15 protein-coding genes are annotated in these 20676 nt (G+C 66.4%); 6 read left to right on the forward strand and 9 right to left on the reverse strand.

The window, feature by feature from the left end; all coding sequences use genetic code 11:
* Positions 1–128: 128 nt before the first annotated feature.
* Complete coding sequence (locus DFS21_RS02180; RefSeq protein ID WP_110697720.1) at positions 129–1835, forward strand: molecular chaperone HscC; 1707 nt, start codon at positions 129–131, stop codon at positions 1833–1835.
* On the opposite strand, the gene DFS21_RS02185 is transcribed toward DFS21_RS02180, so the two are convergent.
* The 6 genes from DFS21_RS02185 to DFS21_RS02210 form a co-directional block, all read right to left on the reverse strand.
* Positions 1829–4474 carry a DUF805 domain-containing protein gene (locus tag DFS21_RS02185; RefSeq protein WP_110697722.1) on the reverse strand — a complete coding sequence of 882 codons (2646 nt, stop codon included), beginning with the start codon at positions 4472–4474 and terminating at the stop codon, positions 1829–1831. The genes DFS21_RS02180 and DFS21_RS02185 overlap by 7 nt on opposite strands.
* Positions 4471–5163: a DUF1266 domain-containing protein gene (locus DFS21_RS02190; RefSeq protein ID WP_102681590.1), complete on the reverse strand. Its 693-nt coding sequence runs from the start codon at positions 5161–5163 to the stop codon at positions 4471–4473. Before DFS21_RS02190 ends, DFS21_RS02185 begins: the two co-directional genes overlap by 4 nt.
* 63 nt (positions 5164–5226) lie before the next feature.
* A complete protein-coding gene (gene pcaQ, locus DFS21_RS02195) occupies positions 5227–6159 on the reverse strand; it encodes a pca operon transcription factor PcaQ (RefSeq protein ID WP_110697724.1) in 933 nt (310 codons plus the stop codon).
* A gap of 58 nt (positions 6160–6217) precedes the next feature.
* On the reverse strand, positions 6218–6580 hold the full coding sequence (gene nirD, locus DFS21_RS02200; protein WP_110697726.1) for a nitrite reductase small subunit NirD: 363 nt from the start codon (positions 6578–6580) through the stop codon (positions 6218–6220).
* Complete coding sequence (nirB, locus tag DFS21_RS02205; protein WP_110697728.1) at positions 6580–9132, reverse strand: nitrite reductase large subunit NirB; 2553 nt, start codon at positions 9130–9132, stop codon at positions 6580–6582. The genes nirD and nirB overlap by 1 nt, the downstream gene beginning before the upstream one ends.
* Positions 9133–9439: 307 nt before the next feature.
* A complete protein-coding gene (locus DFS21_RS02210; RefSeq protein WP_111531745.1) occupies positions 9440–13417 on the reverse strand; it encodes a bifunctional nitrate reductase/sulfite reductase flavoprotein subunit alpha in 3978 nt (1325 codons plus the stop codon).
* Between the two features lie 292 nt (positions 13418–13709).
* On the opposite strand from DFS21_RS02210, the gene DFS21_RS02215 reads away from it, so the two are divergent.
* From DFS21_RS02215 to DFS21_RS02225, 3 genes are all read left to right on the forward strand, one after another.
* Complete coding sequence (locus tag DFS21_RS02215) at positions 13710–13913, forward strand: ParD-like family protein (RefSeq protein WP_046856862.1); 204 nt, start codon at positions 13710–13712, stop codon at positions 13911–13913.
* Positions 13910–14722 (forward strand): type I methionyl aminopeptidase, encoded by an 813-nt coding sequence (gene map, locus DFS21_RS02220; protein ID WP_111531746.1) that lies wholly within the window; start codon positions 13910–13912, stop codon positions 14720–14722. The genes DFS21_RS02215 and map overlap by 4 nt, the downstream gene beginning before the upstream one ends.
* A 79-nt stretch (positions 14723–14801) precedes the next feature.
* Complete coding sequence (locus DFS21_RS02225) at positions 14802–15908, forward strand: NADH:flavin oxidoreductase/NADH oxidase (protein ID WP_111531747.1); 1107 nt, start codon at positions 14802–14804, stop codon at positions 15906–15908.
* Between the two features lies 1 nt (position 15909).
* On the opposite strand, the gene DFS21_RS02230 is transcribed toward DFS21_RS02225, so the two are convergent.
* The 3 genes from DFS21_RS02230 to DFS21_RS02240 form a co-directional block, all read right to left on the reverse strand.
* The gene (locus tag DFS21_RS02230) at positions 15910–16242 is read right to left on the reverse strand and encodes a type II toxin-antitoxin system HicB family antitoxin (protein ID WP_102681598.1); all 333 of its coding nucleotides are present in this window, start codon (positions 16240–16242) and stop codon (positions 15910–15912) included.
* Positions 16239–16493: a type II toxin-antitoxin system HicA family toxin gene (locus DFS21_RS02235; RefSeq protein ID WP_102681724.1), complete on the reverse strand. Its 255-nt coding sequence runs from the start codon at positions 16491–16493 to the stop codon at positions 16239–16241. The genes DFS21_RS02230 and DFS21_RS02235 overlap by 4 nt, the downstream gene beginning before the upstream one ends.
* A 139-nt stretch (positions 16494–16632) precedes the next feature.
* Positions 16633–18057 (reverse strand): gamma-aminobutyraldehyde dehydrogenase, encoded by a 1425-nt coding sequence (locus DFS21_RS02240; RefSeq protein WP_110697736.1) that lies wholly within the window; start codon positions 18055–18057, stop codon positions 16633–16635.
* A 183-nt stretch (positions 18058–18240) separates the two neighbouring features.
* Between DFS21_RS02240 and DFS21_RS02245 the strand changes: the two genes are divergently transcribed.
* Positions 18241–18924 (forward strand): tellurite resistance TerB family protein, encoded by a 684-nt coding sequence (locus DFS21_RS02245; RefSeq protein ID WP_111531748.1) that lies wholly within the window; start codon positions 18241–18243, stop codon positions 18922–18924.
* A 128-nt stretch (positions 18925–19052) separates the two neighbouring features.
* Positions 19053–20675 carry a methyl-accepting chemotaxis protein gene (locus DFS21_RS02250; RefSeq protein WP_038705554.1) on the forward strand — a complete coding sequence of 541 codons (1623 nt, stop codon included), beginning with the start codon at positions 19053–19055 and terminating at the stop codon, positions 20673–20675.
* Position 20676 lies beyond the last annotated feature (1 nt).

Below are 20676 nucleotides of genomic sequence, written 5' to 3' on the forward strand. Positions count from 1 at the left end.
CCGGAAGCAACAGAGAAAGCGACCTTAGGGTCGCTTTTTTTGTTTCTGGCGTTGCGTCAGAATCCCCTGTCCGCCGCAACTGGCCAGCAGGCCTTGCGCCGGTTCCTACCGCAAGCAAGAGACCGACCATGCAGGATGCCAGCCTCTCTCCCGCTCCGACACACACCACTCCCTTGCTGGGAATCGACCTGGGTACCACCAACAGCCTGATCGCCGTCTGGCAGGATGGCCACGCGCGGCTGATCGCCAATGCCCTGGGCGAGGTGCTGACGCCGTCGGTGGTCAGCGTCGATGACGATGGCAGCATCCTCGTCGGCCAGGCCGCCCGGGCGCGCCTGACCACGCACCCTCAACGTACCGCCGCGGCGTTCAAGCGCTTCATGGGCAGCGACAAGCGTTACGCCCTGGGCGAACACCGTTTCACCCCTGAAGAGCTGTCGGCGCTGGTGCTGGGTTCGCTCAAGCAGGACGCCGAGGCCTATCTGGGCTGCCCGGTGAGCGAGGCGGTGATCTCGGTGCCGGCCTATTTCAGCGACGAGCAGCGCAAACGCACGGTGTTCGCGGCCGAACTGGCCGGGCTCAAGGTCCAGCGGCTGATCAACGAACCCACCGCCGCCGCGATGGCCTACGGCCTGCATGAGCAGAAGTTCGAGCGCACCCTGGTGTTCGACCTGGGCGGTGGCACCTTCGACGTCACGGTACTGGAGTACGCCCTGCCGTTGATCGAGGTGCATGCCTCTACCGGAGACAACTACCTGGGCGGCGAGGATTTCACCGAGGCGCTGCTGCAGGCCTGCCTGCGTGACTGGAGTCTCAAGGCCGAAGACCTGGAGCCCCAGGCCCTGGCCAGCCTGCACGACGCCATCGAGCAGCTCAAGTGCGAAGTGGGCGAGGGCAGTCGCACCTTTGCCTGGAGCATGGATGGCCAGCCCCGCGAGTGGCAGTTGGACGAGCAGAAGCTGCAGGCGATCTGGGCACCCTTGCTGGCACGGGTACGCACCCCCATCGAACAGGCCCTGCGCGATGCCCGCTTGAGCCCGCGCGAGCTGGACAGCCTGGTGCTGGTCGGCGGCGCCACGCGCATGCCGCAGGTGCAGCAACTGGTGGCCAAGCTGTTTGGCCGCCTGCCGTACCGGCACCTGGACCCGGATACCATCGTTGCCCTCGGCGCCGCCAGCCAGGCGGCGTGCAAGGCCCGCGACGCGGCCATCGACGAACTGATCCTGACCGATGTCTGCCCCTACACCCTTGGGGTGGCCTCGTCCCGGGGCGAGGATGTCACTGGCGCCTTCTCGCCGATCATCGAGCGCAATACGATCATCCCCACGTCCAAGGTGCAGCGTTTCTACAGCAGCCACCCGGAACAGAAGTTCGTGCGCATCGCCGTATACCAGGGCGAGCGGCCCTGGGTGCGGGACAACATCCTGGTGGACAGTTTCGAGATTCCGTTGCAGCCGACCGGCGAGATCCAGTCGCTGGACGTGCGCTTCAGCTACGACATCAACGGCCTGCTGGAAGTGGACGTGACCTTCCTCGAGAGCGGCCAGAAGCACAGCCACAGTATCGACCGCAGCCCCACCGGGCTGGATGCGCAGGCACGCCAGGCCAGTGAGGAACGCCTGGCAAAATTGAAGATCCACCCACGTGACACGCTGCCCAACCGCACCTTGCTGGCCCGCCTGGAGCGAGCCTGGATGCAGAGCCTGGGCGACGAGCGCGAGTTGATCGGCAGCTGGCTGGACGCCTTCAATGCCGTGCTGGCCGGGCAGCAGGCCGGCGAGATCAGCCGTGAGCGCCAGGCATTGAGCCAGGCGCTCGACGAGCTGCGTTACTGAGCGTTGAGCCGGCGCAGGGTGGCCTGCAGGCCGCCTTCCAGCGGCTGCCCTTTGCCCGGTACCGGGCCGTAACGGTTTGGCAGCTTGTCGCCGGGCAGGCCCAGCAGCACCAGTGACGAGAACGGCAGCACGCGGGTCAGCACCATCACCAGCAGCAGTGCCGGCACGCCGTGGCCGAGGTCGCGCAGGCGACGCAGGAAGCCGCTGATCGACAAGACGCTGATCACCACCAACATCGCCGGGATATGGAGCATCAGGCTGGCGCCCAAGGCGATGATTGCCACGTGCACGGCCAGGCCCGTGCGGTTCAGTCGACTCTTGAGCTTCCAGAACGCCCACATCGGCGCCGGCGGTTCCTTGATCATGTCCAACAGCAGGCGTTCGCTCCATGACAGCACGGCCATGATCGCGCAGCGCAGGCCGGGGTCCTGTTCCGGGTCGTCCTTGACCTTTTGCAGGGCGCGCAGCAGCCGGGTCTTGGGTGGGGTGCAAGTGTTCAGCAGGCGGTGCAGCGCATCCAGTACGTCGTCGACCGTGCGGCTGTCGAGGCCTTGCGCGCGTACCGCGGCAGCCGGCGGATGCTTGGCCTGGCCGTTCAGCAACCCCCGGCGCAGCGCTTCGAACCAGTCGTCTTGCAGGTCCAGCGCCTGCATGCGGTCGCGCAACGCGCAGCGCTGTGGTTCGTCCAGCGACGGATCATGGTGCAGCACTGCGCAGAACAGCAGGTAGCCCAGCGGATAATCGGTACGCAGTCCGCCGTCGTCGTTGTCCAGGCAAGCGAGCAGTTGCACGGCGTTGGGCAGGCGCGTGCTGTTGAGCGCCTGCTGCAAGGTCAGCAGGCGTGCCGAGATCAGGGCTTGTACCGGATCGCGGATATCCAGGCTGCCGAGCAGTCCACTGGCGCCTTCGGGGCTGGTCAGCAGTTGACAGAGCAGGGCGTGTGTCGGAGCGAACGGATGCTCGGCCGGGTAGTGCAACTGCCCGGGCAAGGCCGGATCGATCAGTGCCAGCCAACGTGAAGGTTGCTCCAGCAGGGCCAGCATGAACAGCTGCTGGCGGTGCCACTGCCACAGTGCCTCGCCCTCGGGCATCGAAGGTAACAGAACTCCGGCTTCGGCCAGGCGGTCTTGCAGTTGCAGGCCGAACGGGGTGGTGAACAGGCGGCGCATGTCGAACTGACGGTTGAGCGTGTGCAGGGCATGGGCCGGATAGACCCGCATGCGCCGCAGCCATTCACGGCAGACCGGTCGAATGGCATCCTCGGTCAGGGCCTCGGGCAAGGTAGCCGCCGGATCATCGCTGGCGCTGAGTTGCGTCAGCACCTGGACCACGGGAGCCTGATCGAGCCAATGCAACTGCTGGCTCGCCTGGCGCTGGAAGCCCTCGAGGATCAGCGCGTCGAGGGCGTCCTCGGCCGGTGGCTGGGCGAGGACCAGGCGCAGCAAACCGGCCTCGCCGCGCTGCAGGGCCCAGGCATGCCAATACAAGCGGTGCAGATTCTGCTCCGGCTGCTCCTGCAGCAGCCAGGCCAGCAGCGGTAGTTCGTCGTCACCATCCAGATGCCAGTCGACGAAGGTGCTGGCGATGCCGTCCAGCTTCAGGCGCGAGGCTTCGGACCAACGCGCCAGGGTCTGCGGTGACTGCCCCGGGCTGCCCCAGGCCTGGGCCGGGTCGGCGAGGTTCTCGGGCCAGCCGGCTGGCGTATGCAAGCAGTCGAAGGCCTGGATCAGCAAGGGCAGACGCTGGGGTTGATGGCGGGCGCAGAGGTCGATCAGCCAGCGCTCGGCCTGTGGATGCTGGTGTTGGCGGTACAGCCGCAACCAGCAGTCCAGCGCTTGTTGCTCGGCCCCCAGGGCATCGGCCTGGCGGGCCAGCAGGTAGAGCAGGTCGGCATCGTCCGGGGTTTGCGCCTGTTGTGCCTGGAGCAGTCCGTGGAAGGTCCGGCTGGCGATGCCGGCCTGGCTGAACTGCACCAGCAGGCGCTGTACCAGCGCCGGGTCGTCCGGGATCGCCAGGCAGGTATGCACGCTGGCGAACTGCTCGTACTCGAACAATGGGCGGTGCTGGTAACAGTACTCGAGGCTGCGGAAATACCACAGGCTCTCCATCTGCGCCGGGGCTGGCCAGTCGCGCATACATGCGGTATCGAAGGGGTCCGGCTGCGCGAGACGGTCGAGGAAGGCTTCCACTTCGTGGGGGTTGTCCAGGCGCAGCAACTGGTCGGCCCAGCCCAGGCGCCGGGCTAGCAGGCCCGCGCAGTGATGGGACAGCGGCCCGCAGTCGCGCAGGGTGTGCAACAGCTGCCAGCCGAGGTCGTCCAGTTCGTCCAGTGGCAGTTCGTCCAGCTCGGCGATGAAGCCCTGCCAGGCTTGTGGGTCGAAGCGCAGGGACGGCTCCTCGAGCAGGCGATGGAAGTGCTGCAGCGCCGGATGGGGAGTGTCCTCGGCGACCCTTGGCTCGGCCTCGTGGGTTTCCTGCTCGCGGGCCAGGCGCAGCGCTTCCTCGTATGCCGCACGCAGGGCCTGGAAACCTTCCGGGTCGGTTTCCGGATGGTGCGCGGGCAGGCGGCCGCGGTAGGCCAGGCGGATGGCGTCCAGGTCCTGGGTCGGTTCGATCCCCAGGCGAATCCAGCAACTCATGACCAGCAGTCCTCTTCCAGGGTGGCGGGGCGCGGCGGCTCGGGCAGGTCCATGTCCCAGGGCAGCCCGGCCAGCAGCTCATGGGCGCCGAGGCGCAGGTTAAGCAGGATGCAGCGGTTCCAGTGCTCGCTGCCCTGGCGCTCGAGATCGGCGGCCAAGGTCTCGTCGCTGCTGTCGCTGACATTCCATAGCGCCTTGCCGAACAGGTAGCCGGCCAGGTAACAGTCCCAGCGGTTGTAGTAGTGGCGGGCGCGCAGCGCCAGGCGGTAGTGCAGGTAGAGGCTTTCGTCGCGGTCGATCAGGCCTTTCTTGACCCCGGCGCGCAGCAGGAAGCTCATGCGCCCCAGGTCCCAGGCCCGGGTGCCGCCCGGACCACAGTCGGGGAAGGTGCGGGCGGCGTATTCATGGCGGATGCGTTCGCGTGGGGGCAAGGTGTCGAGCAGGGCCTGCCACTGGCTGGGCAGGCAGCGCTGGTACTGCCAGTAGGCTTCGCTCATTTCGGTGGCGTGGCCGTTGTCGGCCATGTTCAGCATGTCCAGCAACTGGGCGCGGTCGCTGATCCCCCACCAGCGCTCCAGATCGGTCTGGTCTTCCCCTTCGAAGTAGTCGGGGGCGGTGTAGCTGGCGCCGTTGAGGGCGGCCATGGGGGCGGAGAGGGCATGCAGCCAGTGCTGCGCGGTTTCGTCCATGAAAGAGGTCCTGGAGGCGCTGGTAACTGGCGTGGATTGTATAGGAATCCGCGAGCTGGGTTGTCAGGGGTATGTCCCAATCCGGTAAGCTTCGGCGACCTCCCGGAGCACCTCGCACAACCACTGCGCTGGCAGGCTCTGCGCCAAGGCCGCATTGCGGCAGATGCCCACCGAGCCGCCCGGTTCACGCACACCCAGGTCGAGTTCGACCAGTTCTCCCCGGCCGAGGTCGATCAGCACGGCATCGCGCGGCGCCACCCAGACCGCCTCGCTGCCCAGCACGTAGCGCCTGCTCAAGGCCAGCGACAGAGTCTCCAGGCGCTGTGCCGGCAGCTGGATCGCGCATTGCACGAACAGGCTGTCGGCATGCCGGCGAATGGTCGTGCCTGGCGGTGGCAGCACCAGTGGATAGGCACCGACCTGCGTGCGATCAATAGGCTGATCCGCCAGCAGCGGATGTCCGGGCCGCACCACCAGGGTCATCGACTCGCTGTACAGGTGCTCGAACGACAGCCCTTGGATCTGCGGGCTGTCGGTCATACGGCCTATCACCAGTTCCAGCTCGCCAAGGTGCAACTGCCCGAGCAGCTGGGCGCTGGCCCCGGTCACCACGCTGATTACCAATGCCTCGTGCTGCTGGTGCAAGCGGCACAGCACCTCGGGCATCAGCAACCCTTCGACAGTCGACAGCACGCCAATACGCACCTGCGACGGCGCCCGCGCTTCCCCTCGCACGCTGCCGACCCCGTCACGCAGCGCTTGCACGCTGGGGCCGGCATAGCGCATGAAGCGGGTACCGGCCGGGGTCAGGGCGACGCCCTGGTGGCTGCGCTCGAACAGGCGAGCTTCCAGCAGATCCTCCAGCTCCTTGAGGGTCTTGGAGATCGCAGGCTGGCTGATCGCCAGCACATCGGCGGCCCTGGCCAGGCTGCCCTGTCGGGCAATCTCCAGGAAGCACAGCAGATGGCGGAACTTGATGCGGGTATCGAGGTTCATGCCCGGCAGTGTATCCGTGCGGGCCAGACCTGCAACGTCTGGTTGCTCCGTTCGAGCATCAGCTACGGGCCAGTTCGACTTCGCCGCCGCGCAGGCGCGCCGTCCACACCCGCAAGGCCTGTGTCGGGTCCTCCAGGCAGCGCCCGTCGCGCAGGCAGAAATGCTGCTTGTAGAGCGGCGCCGCGACTACCAGTTCGCCCTGCAGGCTGGCCACCAGCCCGCGTCCGATGATATTGGCGCCGGAGTGCGGATCGCGGTTTTCCAGCGCGTAGACCTGTCGATCCCGCTCCGGCAGGTAGAACAACGCGACTTGCTCGCCTTCATGCCACACTACCACCCCGGAGTCGGCGACCAGGTCGCTGGCCTGGCACACCGCCTGCCAGCGGGTTTCACTTGCTACAGCCGTGTTGGACAGGTTCATCACATTGCCTCCTCATGGGTGGGAATCAACTGCAGGGGCGCCGCCGGCCGGCGTTGGCCACGCTCGCGCACGAAGTGCACATCGGGATCGGCGCGATGGTCATTGACGAAGGTGCGGAAGCGCTTGAGCTTTTCCGGATCGCCCAAGGCGTTGGCCCATTCGCATTCGTAACGGTCGACCACCTGCTGCATCTGCGTCTCGAGTTCGCGGGCCAGGCCCAGGCTGTCGTCGATTACCACCTGTTTGAGGTAGTCAAGCCCGCCCTCGAGGCCCTCGCGCCACACCGAGGTGCGCTGCAGTTTGTCGGCGGTGCGGATGTAGAACATCAGCACGCGGTCGATCAGGCGCACCAAGGTCTCGTCGTCCAGGTCGGTGGCGAACAGTTCGGCGTGGCGTGGGCGCATGCCGCCATTGCCGCACACGTAGAGATTCCAGCCCTTGTCGGTGGCGATCACGCCAATGTCCTTGCTTTGCGCCTCGGCGCATTCGCGGGTGCAGCCAGACACCGCGAACTTGAGCTTGTGCGGCGCGCGCAGGCCCTTGTAGCGGTCCTCCAGGCGCAGCGCCATGGCCACGCTGTCCTGCACGCCATAGCGGCACCAGGTGCTGCCGACGCAGGATTTCACCGTGCGCGTCGACTTGCCGTAGGCGTGCCCGGTCTCGAAGCCGGCGGCGATCAGCTCGCCCCAGATCAGCGGCAGTTCGTGCAACTGGGCACCGAACAGGTCGATGCGCTGGCCGCCGGTGATCTTGGTATAGAGATCGTACTTCTTTGCCACCTGGCCGATCACGATCAGTTTTTCCGGGGTGATCTCGCCGCCGGGGATGCGCGGCACCACCGAGTAGGTGCCGTTCTTCTGCATGTTGGCCATGAAGGTGTCGTTGGTGTCCTGCAGCGGTACCAGCGCCGGGTCCATGATCGGCTGGTTCCAGCACGAGGCGAGGATGTTGCCCACCGCCGGCTTGCAGATGGCGCAACCCACCTGGCCTTTGCCATGGCGTTCGAGCAGCTCGTTGAAGGTGCGGATGCCTTCAACCCGCACCAGCCCGTAGAGCTCCTGGCGGGTGTAGGCGAAGTGTTCGCACAGGCTCTTGTCGACGGTCACGCCGCGGGCGCTCAGTTCGTGCTCGAACACGTGCTTGAGCAGCGCCGCGCAACCGCCGCAACCGCTGGCGGCCTTGGTGCATGCCTTGACGGCGGCGAGGTCGCCGCAGCCACTGTCGATGGCGGCGCACACCGCGCCCTTGCTGACGTTGTGGCACGAGCAGATGGTCGCGCTGTCGGGCAAGGCATCGGCGCCCAGCGCCGGCGCGCCGCAGCCCTGGGGCAGAATCAGCGCGGCCGGGTCGGCCGGTAGCTTGATGCCGTTCTGGGCGTATTGCAGCAGGGTGTCGTAGTAGCTGTTGTCGCCGACCAGCACCGCGCCAAGCACACGCTTGCCGCTGGCATCGACCACCAGGCGCCGGTAGGAGGCCGTGGCTTCGTCGATGTAGCGATAGCTGCGCGCCCCCGGCGTGACGCCCTGGGCATCGCCGATGGAGCCAACATCCACACCCAGCAGCTTGAGCTTGGTCGACATGTCGGCGCCGCTGAACTCGCTTGCCGACTCGCCCATCAACAGGGCTGCCAGGTTACGTGCCATGGCGTATCCCGGGGCGACCAGGCCGAACGCGCTGCCGTTCCACGAAGCGCATTCGCCGATGGCGAAGATGCGCGGGTCGCTGGAGCGGCACTGACCGTCGATCACCACGCCGCCGCGGGGGGCGATTGTAAGGCCGCAGGTTCGGCCCAGGGCATCCTGCGGGCGGATGCCGGCGGAGAACACGATCAGGTCGGTTTCCAGGTGTTCGCCGCCTTCGAAATTCATGCGGTAGCGGTAGTGTTCGCCTGTGCTGATCGACTGGGTGGCGCGGGCCAGGTGCACGCCTACGCCCAGCGCCTCGATGCGCGCCTTGAGCGCCGCGCCGCCCTCGCTATCCAACTGGACTGGCATCAGCCGCGGCGCGAACTCCACCACATGCGCTTGCAGGCCTAGCGACTTGAGGGCGTTGGCGGCCTCGAGGCCGAGCAGGCCGCCGCCGACCACCACGCCGCGGCGGGCGCTGCCGGCGGCGGCGCGGATCGCATCGAGGTCTTCGAGGGTGCGATAGACCAGGCGCGCATTGCCGCTGGACCCTTCGATGGGCGGCACGAACGGATAGGAGCCGGTGGCCAGGATCAACTGTTCGTAGCCGAGGCGGCCTTCGGCGGTGATCACTTCCTGGCGTTCGCGATCAATATCCACTACCGCCTCGCCCAGGTGCAGGTGCACGCCGTTGCTCGCATAGTAGTCGCGGTCGCTCAGGGCCAGGGTTTCGGCGCAACTGCCGGTGAAGTATTCCGAGAGGTGCACCCGGTCGTAGGCGCGCTGGCGCTCCTCGGCGAACACGTGCAGCTCGAAGCGCGCGCTGGCGCCGCGTTCGATCAGCTGCTCGACGCAGTGATGGCCGACCATGCCGTTGCCGACGATGACCAGTCGCGCTCGTTGTGCTTCGTTCGCTGTTGCCTGCATAGCCGATCCTCGATCACGGAAAAACGAAAAAGGCGCCTGGAGCCGAAGCTCCAGGCGCCTTTGCCTGTACTCATCAGTGTCAGGCCCCTGGACGATCGCCGTTGATCGAGGGGCTGTTGTACTTCGTTGAAAAGCAGGGAGTGTGCCAAGCGGCCACTCAACGGCAGTCCTCACGGGCCTCATCGCCGGCAAACCGGCTCCCACAGGGCTGCGGACCCATTTGCGGCGTACCCTTGTGGGAGCCGGCTTGCCGGCGATGAGGCCGTTACGGGCACAACGAAGGTGCAAGCCTCACCAGCCTGGTGCATCAATACACATCCCGTCGGTAGCGCTTGTCCCGCGCCAACCCCTCGACGAACGCCGCTGCCGCGCCCTCGTCCAGGCCGCCGTGCCGCGCCACGAGCTGACGCAAAGCCGCGTCCACATCCCGGGCCATGTGCCGGGCATCGCCACAGACATACACATGCGCGCCGTCCTGCAACCAGCGCCACAGCTCGGCGCCATGCTCCAGCAGGCGGTGCTGCACATAGACCTTTTGCGGCTGGTCACGCGAGAACGCGGTGCTCAGACGCACATGCCCGCTGGCCTCCCAGGCCTGCAATTGTTCGCGGTAATAGAAGTCGCAGGCGGCATGCTGCTCACCGAAGAACAGCCAGTTGCGCCCCTTGGCCCCACGTACCTCGCGCTCTTCAAGGAAGGCGCGGAAGGGGGCGATACCGGTACCAGGGCCGATCATCACGATGGGCACACCGTCGTCCTCGGGCAGGCGGAAGTGTTTCGATGGCTGGGCAAATATCCCGACCTCCAGCGCCGCTGCCCGGTCCGCGAGGAAGCTCGAACAGACGCCCTTGCGCTCGCCATGGCGCACGATGGACACGGTCAGGTGCACCTGGCCGGGATGAGCCTGGGGGCTGGAGCTGATCGAGTACAGGCGCGGCTGCAAGGGTTTGAGCAGCGACAACCAGTTGCCCAGCGGCAAGGCCTGGGGGTGTTCGCGCAGCACGTCGGCCAGCTGGCGGCCCCACAGCCATTCCTTGAGTTCGTCCTTGCATTCTGGCAGCAGCAGGCGCTGCAGGTCGGGAGCGTGCTGGCTGAAGGTTTCGAGCTGCTGGCGGCTGACCTGGGTGATGTCCACGTGCCGCTCCAGCGCGGTTCGCAGGGGCATTGGGGCATGGCCCTCGAGTTCGATCTCGGTTTGGCCTTCCAGCTGCATCAGCATGAGCAGCTCGTCGACCAGCTCCGGGCAATTGCGCGGCCATACGCCCAGGGCATCGCCGGGTTGATAGCGCAGGTCGCTACCGGACAGGTCGAAGACCAGTTGGCGAGTCTCCTTGGTTGAACCCGGGCCGTTGAGCAGGCGGTTTTCCCGCAAGGTGGCAGGCCAGGGCTGCTGTTTGCCGCGGACGGTGACTGGCGCGGCGGCGGTGGCCGCCGGGGCACCGCCAAGTTCGGACAACAGGGCATCGAGCCAAGCGCCGAAGGCCGCCTCGCAATCCGGCTCGCAGTCGACCCGGTCCAGCAGGCGCCGGGCGCCCAGGTCGGCCAGGCGTTGGTCGAGCTTGCGGCCGAAGCCGCAGAACTGGTCGTAGCTTGAATCGCCCAGGGCCAGCACGGCGTAAGGGAGGGTGGCGCAACTGGCGCCTTCGTCGTCCTGCAGCGCCCGCCAGAACGCGGTGCCGCTGTCCGGCGCATCACCGTCGCCGAAGGTGCTGGCGATCAGCAGCAGGCTGGCGGCACCTCGCAGTTGGGATGGGCGCACCTCCTCCATGCAACTGAGTGCGACCACCAGCCCCGCGTCGCGCAGGTGCTGGGCGCAGCGTTCGGCGAGGTGCTCGCCATTGCCGGTCTGCGAGGCCCACAGCACGTGGTGACGAGGGCTTTCGAGCGCTGCTTGCGACGCCGGCGCGGGCCGGGCGAACAGGCCGGCCAGCAGGCCGTTGACGAACAGGCGTCGCTCCGGCGCCAGGGGCGCATCGGGCGGCAGGCAAGGCATGTTTTCGGTGCGGGCCTGGCTCAGGCCGAGCAGGAAACCTTGCAGGTAATGGCGTTCTTGCTCGGCCAGGATCGGAGCCGGCAACGTCTCTAGGCCGAGCAGGCGGGACAGGGTGGCGGTGGGCATGGCGATGGGGTCCGGGGGAAGCGTCAGTTCAAGGGTGGCGATGCGCTCGCCGGCAACCCGTTCCAGGGCCACGGCACAGTGCTTGAGGGCCGGCTGCAGCGAAGTCGGGTCCACCGCGTCGCAGGTCACCGCGTTGATTGCCAGTTGCTCGCCGTACAGATCGTTCCAGTGAAACGGGGCGAAACAGTTGCCTGGCAGCACCCGCTCGCTGAGTCGCGCCGGCAGCACGGCCTGGCCGCGGCGCGAGCGGATCGCCACCTGGTCCTTGTCCGCGATACCCAGGCGCCCGGCGTCGTCGGGGTGGATCTCGACAAAGGGGCCGGGCTCCAGCTTGTTGAGGCTGGGTACCTGGCCAGTCTTGGTCAGCGTGTGCCACTGGTGCTGCACGCGGCCGGTGTTGAGCACGAAGGGGAAGGCATCGTCGGGCAGCTCCGCCGGCGGCAGCCAGGGGCGGGCGAAGAACCGGGCCTTGCCGGTGGGCGTCGGAAACACCGGCGTCTGTGGGGCGTCTGGCGCGACATAGCGCTGGGGGCTGCGAGCGTCCTTGCGCCCCGGCGCGCTTGGCCACTGCCGCGGGCCCTGGCGCAGGTCGGCATAGTCGATGCCGCGCAGGTCGTAGCCGGTGTCCGGGTTGTGGAAGCGGCGGATCTCATCGAACACCGCTTCGGCGTCGGGGTAGTCGAAGGCGTGCGCATAACCCAGGGCACAGGCGATGCGCGCGATCAGGCGCCAGTCCTCGAGGCTTTCGCCGGGCGCCTCGACGGCGCGGGGCATCAAGGTCAGGTTGCGCTCGCTGTTGATCATCACCCCTTCGCCCTCGGCCCACAGTGATGCCGGCAGCAGGATGTCGGCGTAGCGGTTGGTCTCGGTGTCGAGGAAGGCGTCCTGGCTGATCACCAGCTGTGCCTGGCGCAGGCCGTCGATCACCTGCTGGCGGTTGGCGACGCTGGCCACCGGGTTGCTGCAGATGATCCAGCAGGCTTTCACCTCGCCATGCTTGAGTTGCTCGAACAGTGCCACGGTGCCTTCGCCCCCTTCACTGCGCAGGGTGCCGGGGGGCAGTTGCCATTGCGCTTCGACGAAGGCGCGGTCGGCTGCCACCTGCGCCGAACGCTGGCCCGGCAGGCCCGGCCCCATGTAACCCATCTCGCGGCCGCCCATGGCATTGGGTTGGCCGGTCAGCGAGAACGGCCCGCTGCCGGGGCGGCAGATGGCGCCGGTGGCCAGGTGCAGGTTGCACAGGGCATTGCTGTGCCAGGTGCCGTGGATGCTCTGGTTCAGGCCCATGGTCCAGCAGCTCATCCATTCGCCCGCCTCGCCGATCAGGCGGGCGGCTTCGCGGATGTCGGCCTCGGCCAGTCCGGTGATGGCCGCGACGCGTTCGGGAGGGTAGTCCGCGAGAAACGCCGGCAGTGCCTCCCAGCCTTCGGTGTGGCGGGCGATGAAGTCCGCGTCGGTGTGGCCATTGGCATGCAGCAGGTGCAGCAGGCCATTGAGCAGGGCCAGATCGGTACCCGGGCGCAGTTGCAGGAACAGGTCGGCCTTGTCGGCGGTGGCGCTGCGCCGGGGGTCGACGACGATCAGCCTGGCACCGGCCTTGAGCCGGTCGAGCAGGCGCAGGAACAGGATCGGGTGGCAGTCGGCCATGTTCGCGCCGATCACCAGGAACACTTCGGCGTGCTCGAAATCCTGATAGCTGCCGGGTGGGCCGTCGGCGCCCAGCGATTGCTTGTAGCCGCTGCCGGCACTGGCCATGCACAGGCGTGAGTTGGACTCGATATGGCGGGTGCGGATGAAGCCCTTGGCCAGTTTATTGGCCAGGTACTGGGCCTCCAGCGACATTTGCCCGGAGACATAGAAAGCCACGGCGTCGGCGCCGTGGGTATCGATGATCGTGCGCAGGCGCCCGGCCGTCTCGGCGATGGCGGTCTGCAGCGGGCGACGGGCTGGCTGCTGGCTGCGCTGGTCACGGACGAACGCGTGGGCCATGCGCCCGGCCTCCAGCGGCACATGGGCAGTCAGCCCCTTGGTGCACAGGCGCCCGAAGTTGCTGGGGTGCTGCTTGTCGCCGCTGACTTTGACGATCTTGCCTTCGCTCACGTGCATGACGATGCCGCACCCGACTCCGCAATACGGGCAAACACTGCGCACTTCACTGCCGCTCATCACGATCTCCTGCTGACGAAACGACAAAGGCGCCGGCTGCCCGGCCTGCAAGTGGCAAGCGGGGCAACACGGCGCCTTCGTCGTGGAGGGAGGACCATCGGCGTTGATGGCCTCGATGCCTTGCCGGCAGCAAATCCCGGGCCATGTCACGGTGGGGCGCGTCTCTGCGGTGTGAGTGGGCTCGCCCGGTGAGGGGGGCGCGCACCGATATGGGGAGCGGTGCACCAGCGGATGGCGCCAGCTGGCTTATGGATATATGATTCGCATACGTTTCATATATAGGTAATCGCACATGGGCATCGTCAAGATCGCCGACGACCTCCACGAAGACCTGCGCGTGGCCAGCGCCGCGCTGTCGCGCTCGATCAACGCCCAGGCCGAGCACTGGATCCGCATCGGCATGCTGGCCGAGTTGCACCCGCAGGCCACCTACCAGGAACTGCTGCGCCAGTTGCTGCGCCAGGAGCAGGCCAATCTCAAGGAGCTGCTGCAATGAGCAAGGTCATCCTCAAGGACGCCGCCCAGCTCGAATTGATGCGCCGTGCCGGCCAGATGCTGGCCCGGGTGTTCGCCGACCTCGACGGTTTCATCCGCCCCGGCGTGACTACCATGCAGATCAACGACCGCGCCGAGGCCTTCATCGTCCAGACCCTCAAGGCGCGGCCGGCGAGCAAGGGCCAGTATGGTTTTCCCTTTGCCCTGAACACCTCGGTGGACCATGTGGTCTGCCATGGCATGCCCAAGGCCGACGAGGTGCTGAAGGAGGGTTCGATAGTCAACGTCGACATCACCCTGGAGCAGGGCGGCTATATCGCCGATTCGTCGAAGATGTACAGCATCGGCCAGATCGGCGAAGAGGCCCGGCGGCTGGTGGACACCACCTATGCCGCGCTGTGGAAGGGCATCGAGCAGGTGCGCCCCGGCGCGACCCTCGGTGATATCGGCCACGCCATCCAGGCCCACGCCGAGGCCGCCGGCTACAGCGTGGTGCGCGAGTATTGCGGGCACGGCATCGGCACGCAGATGCACGAGGCGCCGGAGGTGCTGCACTACGGCCAGCGTGGCACGGGCATGAAGCTGCAACCAGGGATGGTGTTCACCATCGAGCCGATGATCAACCAGGGTGGGCGCGGGACCCGCGGTTTGCGCGATGGCTGGACGGTAATTACCCGTGACCGGAGCCTGTCGGCGCAATGGGAGCACACCGTGGCGGTGACGCAGAGTGGCGTCGAGGTGCTGACCTTGCGCGAGGAGGAACGAGCGGCGCAGGGCGATGGGCAAACGCCCCTCGGAGCCATGGTCTAGGCTGAAACCTACCGGTACCGGCCCACGCCCCACTACAAATGCCGGCCCGGCAACCATTGGAGTCCCTGGGAGGTGCGCCATGAGCCTGCTGCTCGAACCCTACACCCTGCGTCAGCTGACCCTGCCCAACCGTATCGCCGTTTCCCCCATGTGCCAGTACTCCGCCGTCGACGGCCTGGCCAATGACTGGCACCTGGTGCACCTGGGCAGCCGCGCTGTCGGTGGCGCCGGCCTGGTGATCAGTGAAGCGGTCGCGGTCACCGCCGATGGGCGCATCACTGCAGAAGACCTCGGCCTGTGGAACGACGAGCAGATCCCCGCGCTGCAGCGCATCACCCGCTTCATCACCGCCCAGGGCGCCGTCCCCGGCATCCAGCTGGCCCACGCCGGACGCAAGGCCAGCACCCACAGGCCGTGGCTGGGCAAGCACGGCAGCGTCAAGCTTGAAGACGGCGGCTGGCAGCCGGTAGGACCCTCCAGGATTGCCTTCGACCCCGAGCACACCGTCCCCCATGAACTGAGCAAGGACGAGATCCAGCAGGTCGTCAGCGCGTTCGTCGCCGCCACCGAGCGGGCCTTGAAGGCCGGCTTCAAGGTCGTCGAGATCCACGCTGCCCACGGCTACCTGCTGCACCAGTTCCTCTCGCCGCTGAGCAACCAGCGCCGCGACGAGTACGGCAGCTGCTTTGAAAACCGTATCCGCCTGACCCTGCAAGTCGCCGAGGCGGTGCGCCAGGCCTGGCCACAGGAGCTGCCGCTGTTGGTGCGGGTGTCGGCCACCGACTGGGTCGAGGATGGCTGGAACCCGGACGAGACCGTGGAACTGGCCCGCCGGCTACGCGCCTTGGGCGTCGACCTGATCGACGTGTCGTCGGGAGGGACCTCGGTCAATGCAGAAATCCCCACTGGCCCCGGCTACCAGACCCGTTTCGCCGAGCGGGTGCGCAAGGAGTCGGAGATCGCCACCGGCACCGTCGGCATGATCACCGAGCCGGCCCAGGCCGAGCATATCCTGCGCACCGGCCAGGCCGATGTGATCTTCCTGGCCCGCGAACTGTTGCGCGACCCTTACTGGCCATTGCACGCCGACGACGACCTGGGCGGCAACAAGGCGACCTGGCCGGCGCAATACCAACGCGCGACAAGCCGGGCCAACCCGATCCACGAATCGGACCTGCGCGACTGACTCAGCTGCAGGCGGCCTGGCTGAGGATGTCGCTGACCCACTGGTTGATGCTCTTCTGCGCCAGCTCGGCCTTGGCCGCCACGCTGGCGTGGAGAGCAGGCTCCAGGCGCAGGCTGAGTTTGCCGGAGTAAGTTTTCTGCGGTTCACGCCCCAGGCGCCGACAGGTTTCGAGGTAGTCGTCGACAGCTTCCTCGAACGCCTGGCGCAATTCACTGATCGACTCGCCATGGAAGCCGATCACGTCGCGGATCCCGGCGACATGGCCGATCAGCAACTGGTCTTCGTCGCTGTATTCGATGCGCGCCGAGTAGCCGCGGTAATTCATCACATTCATGGTGTAACTCCTGCCTGCTCCAGGAACTGGCGGGCATCGCGCACCTGATAGGGTTTGGCGTGCCGGTCGGGGTGAGGGCGATGAAAGGTCGCAACCTCACCGTTGAGTTCGAAGCGCACACGCGAGCCTCTACCCTCGATAACCCGGGCACCGAGCGAGACCAACAGGGACTCCAGGCGCGACCAGTCCAGCGTTCGGGGAACGGGCTTGTTGAAGACAAGTTCGAGTAACGCACGTTGACGATTATTCATGGTATCAGTCTGTGATACCAGTGCCATTGAACTCAATAGATCGGCGGTAGGGTGTAGTTCAGGCGATAGGCAGGAAAAATCGCGTTGCTTTGCAGGAAAAAAGCCGGTGGGTGTTTTGCCCCCACCGGCTAGTGGTGCATCAGTGCTTGAACATCACATGGCGCACACAGGTGTAGTCCTCCAGCCCGTACATCGACATGTCCTTGCCATAGCCGGAATGCTTCTGCCCGCCGTGCGGCATCTCGCTGACCAGCATGAAATGCGTGTTGACCCAAGTGCAGCCATATTGCAGCCGTGCGGCGAGGCGGTGGGCGCGTCCGCTGTCACGGGTCCACACCGACGAGGCCAGGCCATACTCCGAGTCGTTGGCCCATTCCAGCGCCTGGGCTTCGTCGCTGAAGCGGGTGACTGACACCACCGGGCCGAACACCTCGTGGCGGACGATTTCGTCGTCCTGCAGCGCATCGGCCAGCACGGTCGGGGCGAAGAAGAAGCCATCACCGGGCAGTGCCTTGCCACCGGTGACCAGGCGGATGTGCGGCTGGGCGATGGCGCGGTTCACCAGGCCGGCGACCTTGTCGCGATGCTGGGCGCTGATCAACGGGCCGAGTTCGGTGTCGGCCGCCTGCTGTGGGCCTGGCTTGATGCTCGCCACCGCCGCGCCCAAGCGTTCGACGAAGCGTTCGTAGATGCCGTCCTGCACGTACAGCCGGCAGGCGGCGGTGCAGTCCTGCCCGGCGTTGTAGAAGCCGAAGGTGCGGATGCCATCGATGGCAGCGTCGAGGTCAGCGTCGTCGAACACCAGCACCGGTGCCTTGCCGCCCAATTCCATGTGCATGCGCTTCACGCTGTCGGCGGTGGCGCCAATGATGTGCGCGCCGGTGGGGATGGAGCCGGTCAGCGACACCATGCGCACCTTGGCATGGGTGACCAATGGGTTGCCGACGGTCTGGCCACGGCCGAAAAGGATATTGAGCACGCCGGCCGGCAGCAGCTCACGGACCAGCTCACCAAGACGCAGGGCGGTCAGCGGGGTCAACTCCGATGGCTTGATGACCACGGTGTTGCCGGCAGCCAACGCGGGGGCAATCTTCCAGGCCAGCATCATCAGCGGGTAGTTCCAAGGCGCGATGGAGGCGACCACGCCCAGCGGGTCGCGGCGGATCATCGACGTGTGCCCGGGCAGGTACTCGCCCGCCGCCAGGCCACCCAGGCAGCGTGCGGCACCGGCGAAGTAGCGGAACACATCGGCGATGGCCGGGATCTCGTCGCCGAGCGCCGCGGCATAGGGCTTGCCGCAGTTGTCCGATTCCAGCCGGGCCAGTTCCTCGCCGTGTCGTTCGATGACCTCGGCAATGGCCAGCAACGCGTTGGCGCGCTCCTTCGGCGTGCTCTGCGACCAGTGCTCGAAGGCTTGGTCGGCGGCGCGCACGGCGATGTCGACCTGGGCCTCGGTGGCTTCGTTGATCTGTGCCAGGGCGCTGCCCTTGGCCGGGTCGAGCACGGTCCAGACCGGGCCTTCGCCGTTCACCAGGTGACCGTTGATCAGCATTCGGGTTTGCATGGAGCGGTTCTCCTTGTGGTCCTCGAGCGCACTGTGCCGCAGTGACGCTACAGATTAGAAGCGACTGGCCGTGGCAACAAACCGAGGAGGGCAACATTCGGATGCAAATGCGTTAAGCGAGGCTTCAGCTTGTCGGCCTACTCTGGGGCCTTCTCAACCGTGAATGTTTGCGAGGCCTGTCAGATGAACACGCGTGGTCTGCTCGATCAGCTTTTGAAAACCGGTCAATCCCTGCTGCAGAACCAGCAGGGCAAGGGCGTCAGCGACAAAGGTTCGGGGAACCTTGGCAGCCTGTTGTCCGGTGCGGGCGGTGGCGCGTTGGCAGCGGGGGCCATGGGCTTGCTGCTGGGCAACAAGAAGGCCCGCAAGTACGGCGGCAAGGCCCTGACCTACGGCGGCCTGGCCGCGCTCGGGGTGCTGGCCTACAAGGCCTATGGCAACTGGCAGGCACGCCAGGGCGCCGGCGATCAGCAGCCGCAGACGCTGGATCGCCTGCCGCCGGCCCAGGTCGAGCAACACAGCCAGGCAGTGCTGCGGGCGCTGGTGGCGGCAGCCAAGTCCGACGGCCATATCGATGACCGTGAGCGGGCCCTGATCGAAGGCGAGTTCACTCGCCTGGACAGCGACCGCGAGTTGCAGCACTGGCTGCACGCCGAACTGAACAAGCCGCTGGATCCGGCCGAAGTGGCCCGCGCCGCGCAGACGCCGGAAATGGCCGCAGAGATGTTCCTGGCCAGCGTGATGATGGTCGACCAGGAGAATTTCATGGAGCGCGCCTACCTCGACGAACTGGCGCGCCAGCTGCGTCTGGACCCTGCCTTGCGCCTGGAGCTGGAGAACCAGGTCAGGCTTGCCGCGGATCAATGAGCCTGCAATTGGCCATATCAATGGGCACGGAGGCCTGAATACAGCAGCATTCAGCCGCAAATACGTAGGAAGCCTGGGCTATACTTCGGCGATTTTTCCCGCTCGTATCGAATTCCTGAGGGCTGAATGTGAAGAACTGGACCTTGCGCCAACGGATCCTGGCAAGTTTCGCCGTGATCATCGCCATCATGCTGCTGATGATCGTGGCCGCCTACTCGCGGCTGGTGGCGATCGAGTCCAGCGAGGAGGCGGTAGGGTCCGACAGCATTCCCGGGCTCTACTACAGCTCGATGATCCGCAGCGCCTGGGTCGACAGCTACGTGACCAGCCAGCAACTGGTCGGCCTGTCGAACCACCGCGAGTTCACCACGACCGATGCCGAGTTGTTCAAGAGTTTCGACGACCGTCTGAAGCAGCATATGGCCAGCTACCAGGGCACTATCCGCGACCCGGCCGACCAGGCCGCGTTCGACGATTTCACGCGCCAGGAAGAGGCTTACGTCAAGATCGTCGATCAGGTCCTGGAAACCTATCGCCAGAAGAACTACGCCGAAGCCCAGCGCTTGATCGCCGAGGTGCTGACGCCCGCCTGGAGAGAAGGGCGCCTGCATCTGAACGAAGTGATCGAGCGCAACCGGGAGTCGGCCGACAACGCCACCAATGAAATCGTCAGCGCCGTGGCCACCGCCAAAGGCAGCATGATCGTCTCGCTGCTGCTGGCAATCGTCGCCGCCGGCGTTTGCGGCCTGCTGCTGATGCGCGCGATCACCGCCCCCATGCAACGCATTGTGCATGCCCTCGACGGCCTGCGTTCGGGCGACCTGAGCATGCGCCTGAGCCTGGACCGCAAGGATGAGTTCGGCGCGATCGAGGGTGGCTTCAACGAAATGGCCGAATCCCTGGCCAACCTGGTGTCGCAAGCCCAGCGCTCGTCGGTGCAGGTGACCACCTCGGTCACCGAGATCGCCGCCACCTCCAAGCAGCAGCAGGCCACCGCCACCGAGACAGCCGCCACCACCACCGAGATCGGCGCCACCTCGCGGGAAATCGCCGCGACCTCGCGGGACCTGGTGCGCACCATGACCGAAGTCACTTCGTCGGCCGACCAGGCCTCGAGCCTTGCCGGTGCCGGCCAGCAGGGCCTGGCGCGCATGGAGGAAACCATGCACCAGGTGATGGGCGCCGCCGATCTGGTCAACGCCAAGCTGGCGATCCTCAACGAGAAGGCCAGCAATATCACGCAGATGGTGGTGACCATCGTCAAGGTCGCCGACCAGACCAACCTGCTGTCGCTCAACGCCGCCATCGAGGCAGAGAAGGCCGGTGAGTACGGTCGCGGTTTCGCCGTGGTCGCCACCGAAGTACGCCGGCTGGCCGACCAGACCGCCGTGGCCACCTATGACATCGAGCAGATGGTGCGCGAGATCCAGTCGGCGGTGTCGGCCGGGGTGATGGGCATGGACAAGTTCTCCGAGGAAGTGCGCCGCGGCATGTTCGAGGTGCAGCAAGTGGGCGAGCAGCTCAGCCAGATCATCCATCAGGTACAGGCGCTGGCGCCGCGGGTGCTGATGGTCAACGAGGGCATGCAGGCCCAGGCCACCGGCGCCGAGCAGATCAACCAGGCACTGGCCCAGCTCAGCGATGCCAGTACCCAGACCGTGGAATCGCTGCGCCAGGCCAGCTTCGCCATCGACGAACTGAGCCAGGTAGCCGCCGGGCTGCGTGGCGGTGTTTCGCGGTTCAAAGTCTGAC

It is taken from the genome of Pseudomonas sp. 2848, assembly GCF_003253945.1.
Lineage (GTDB): Bacteria > Pseudomonadota > Gammaproteobacteria > Pseudomonadales > Pseudomonadaceae > Aquipseudomonas.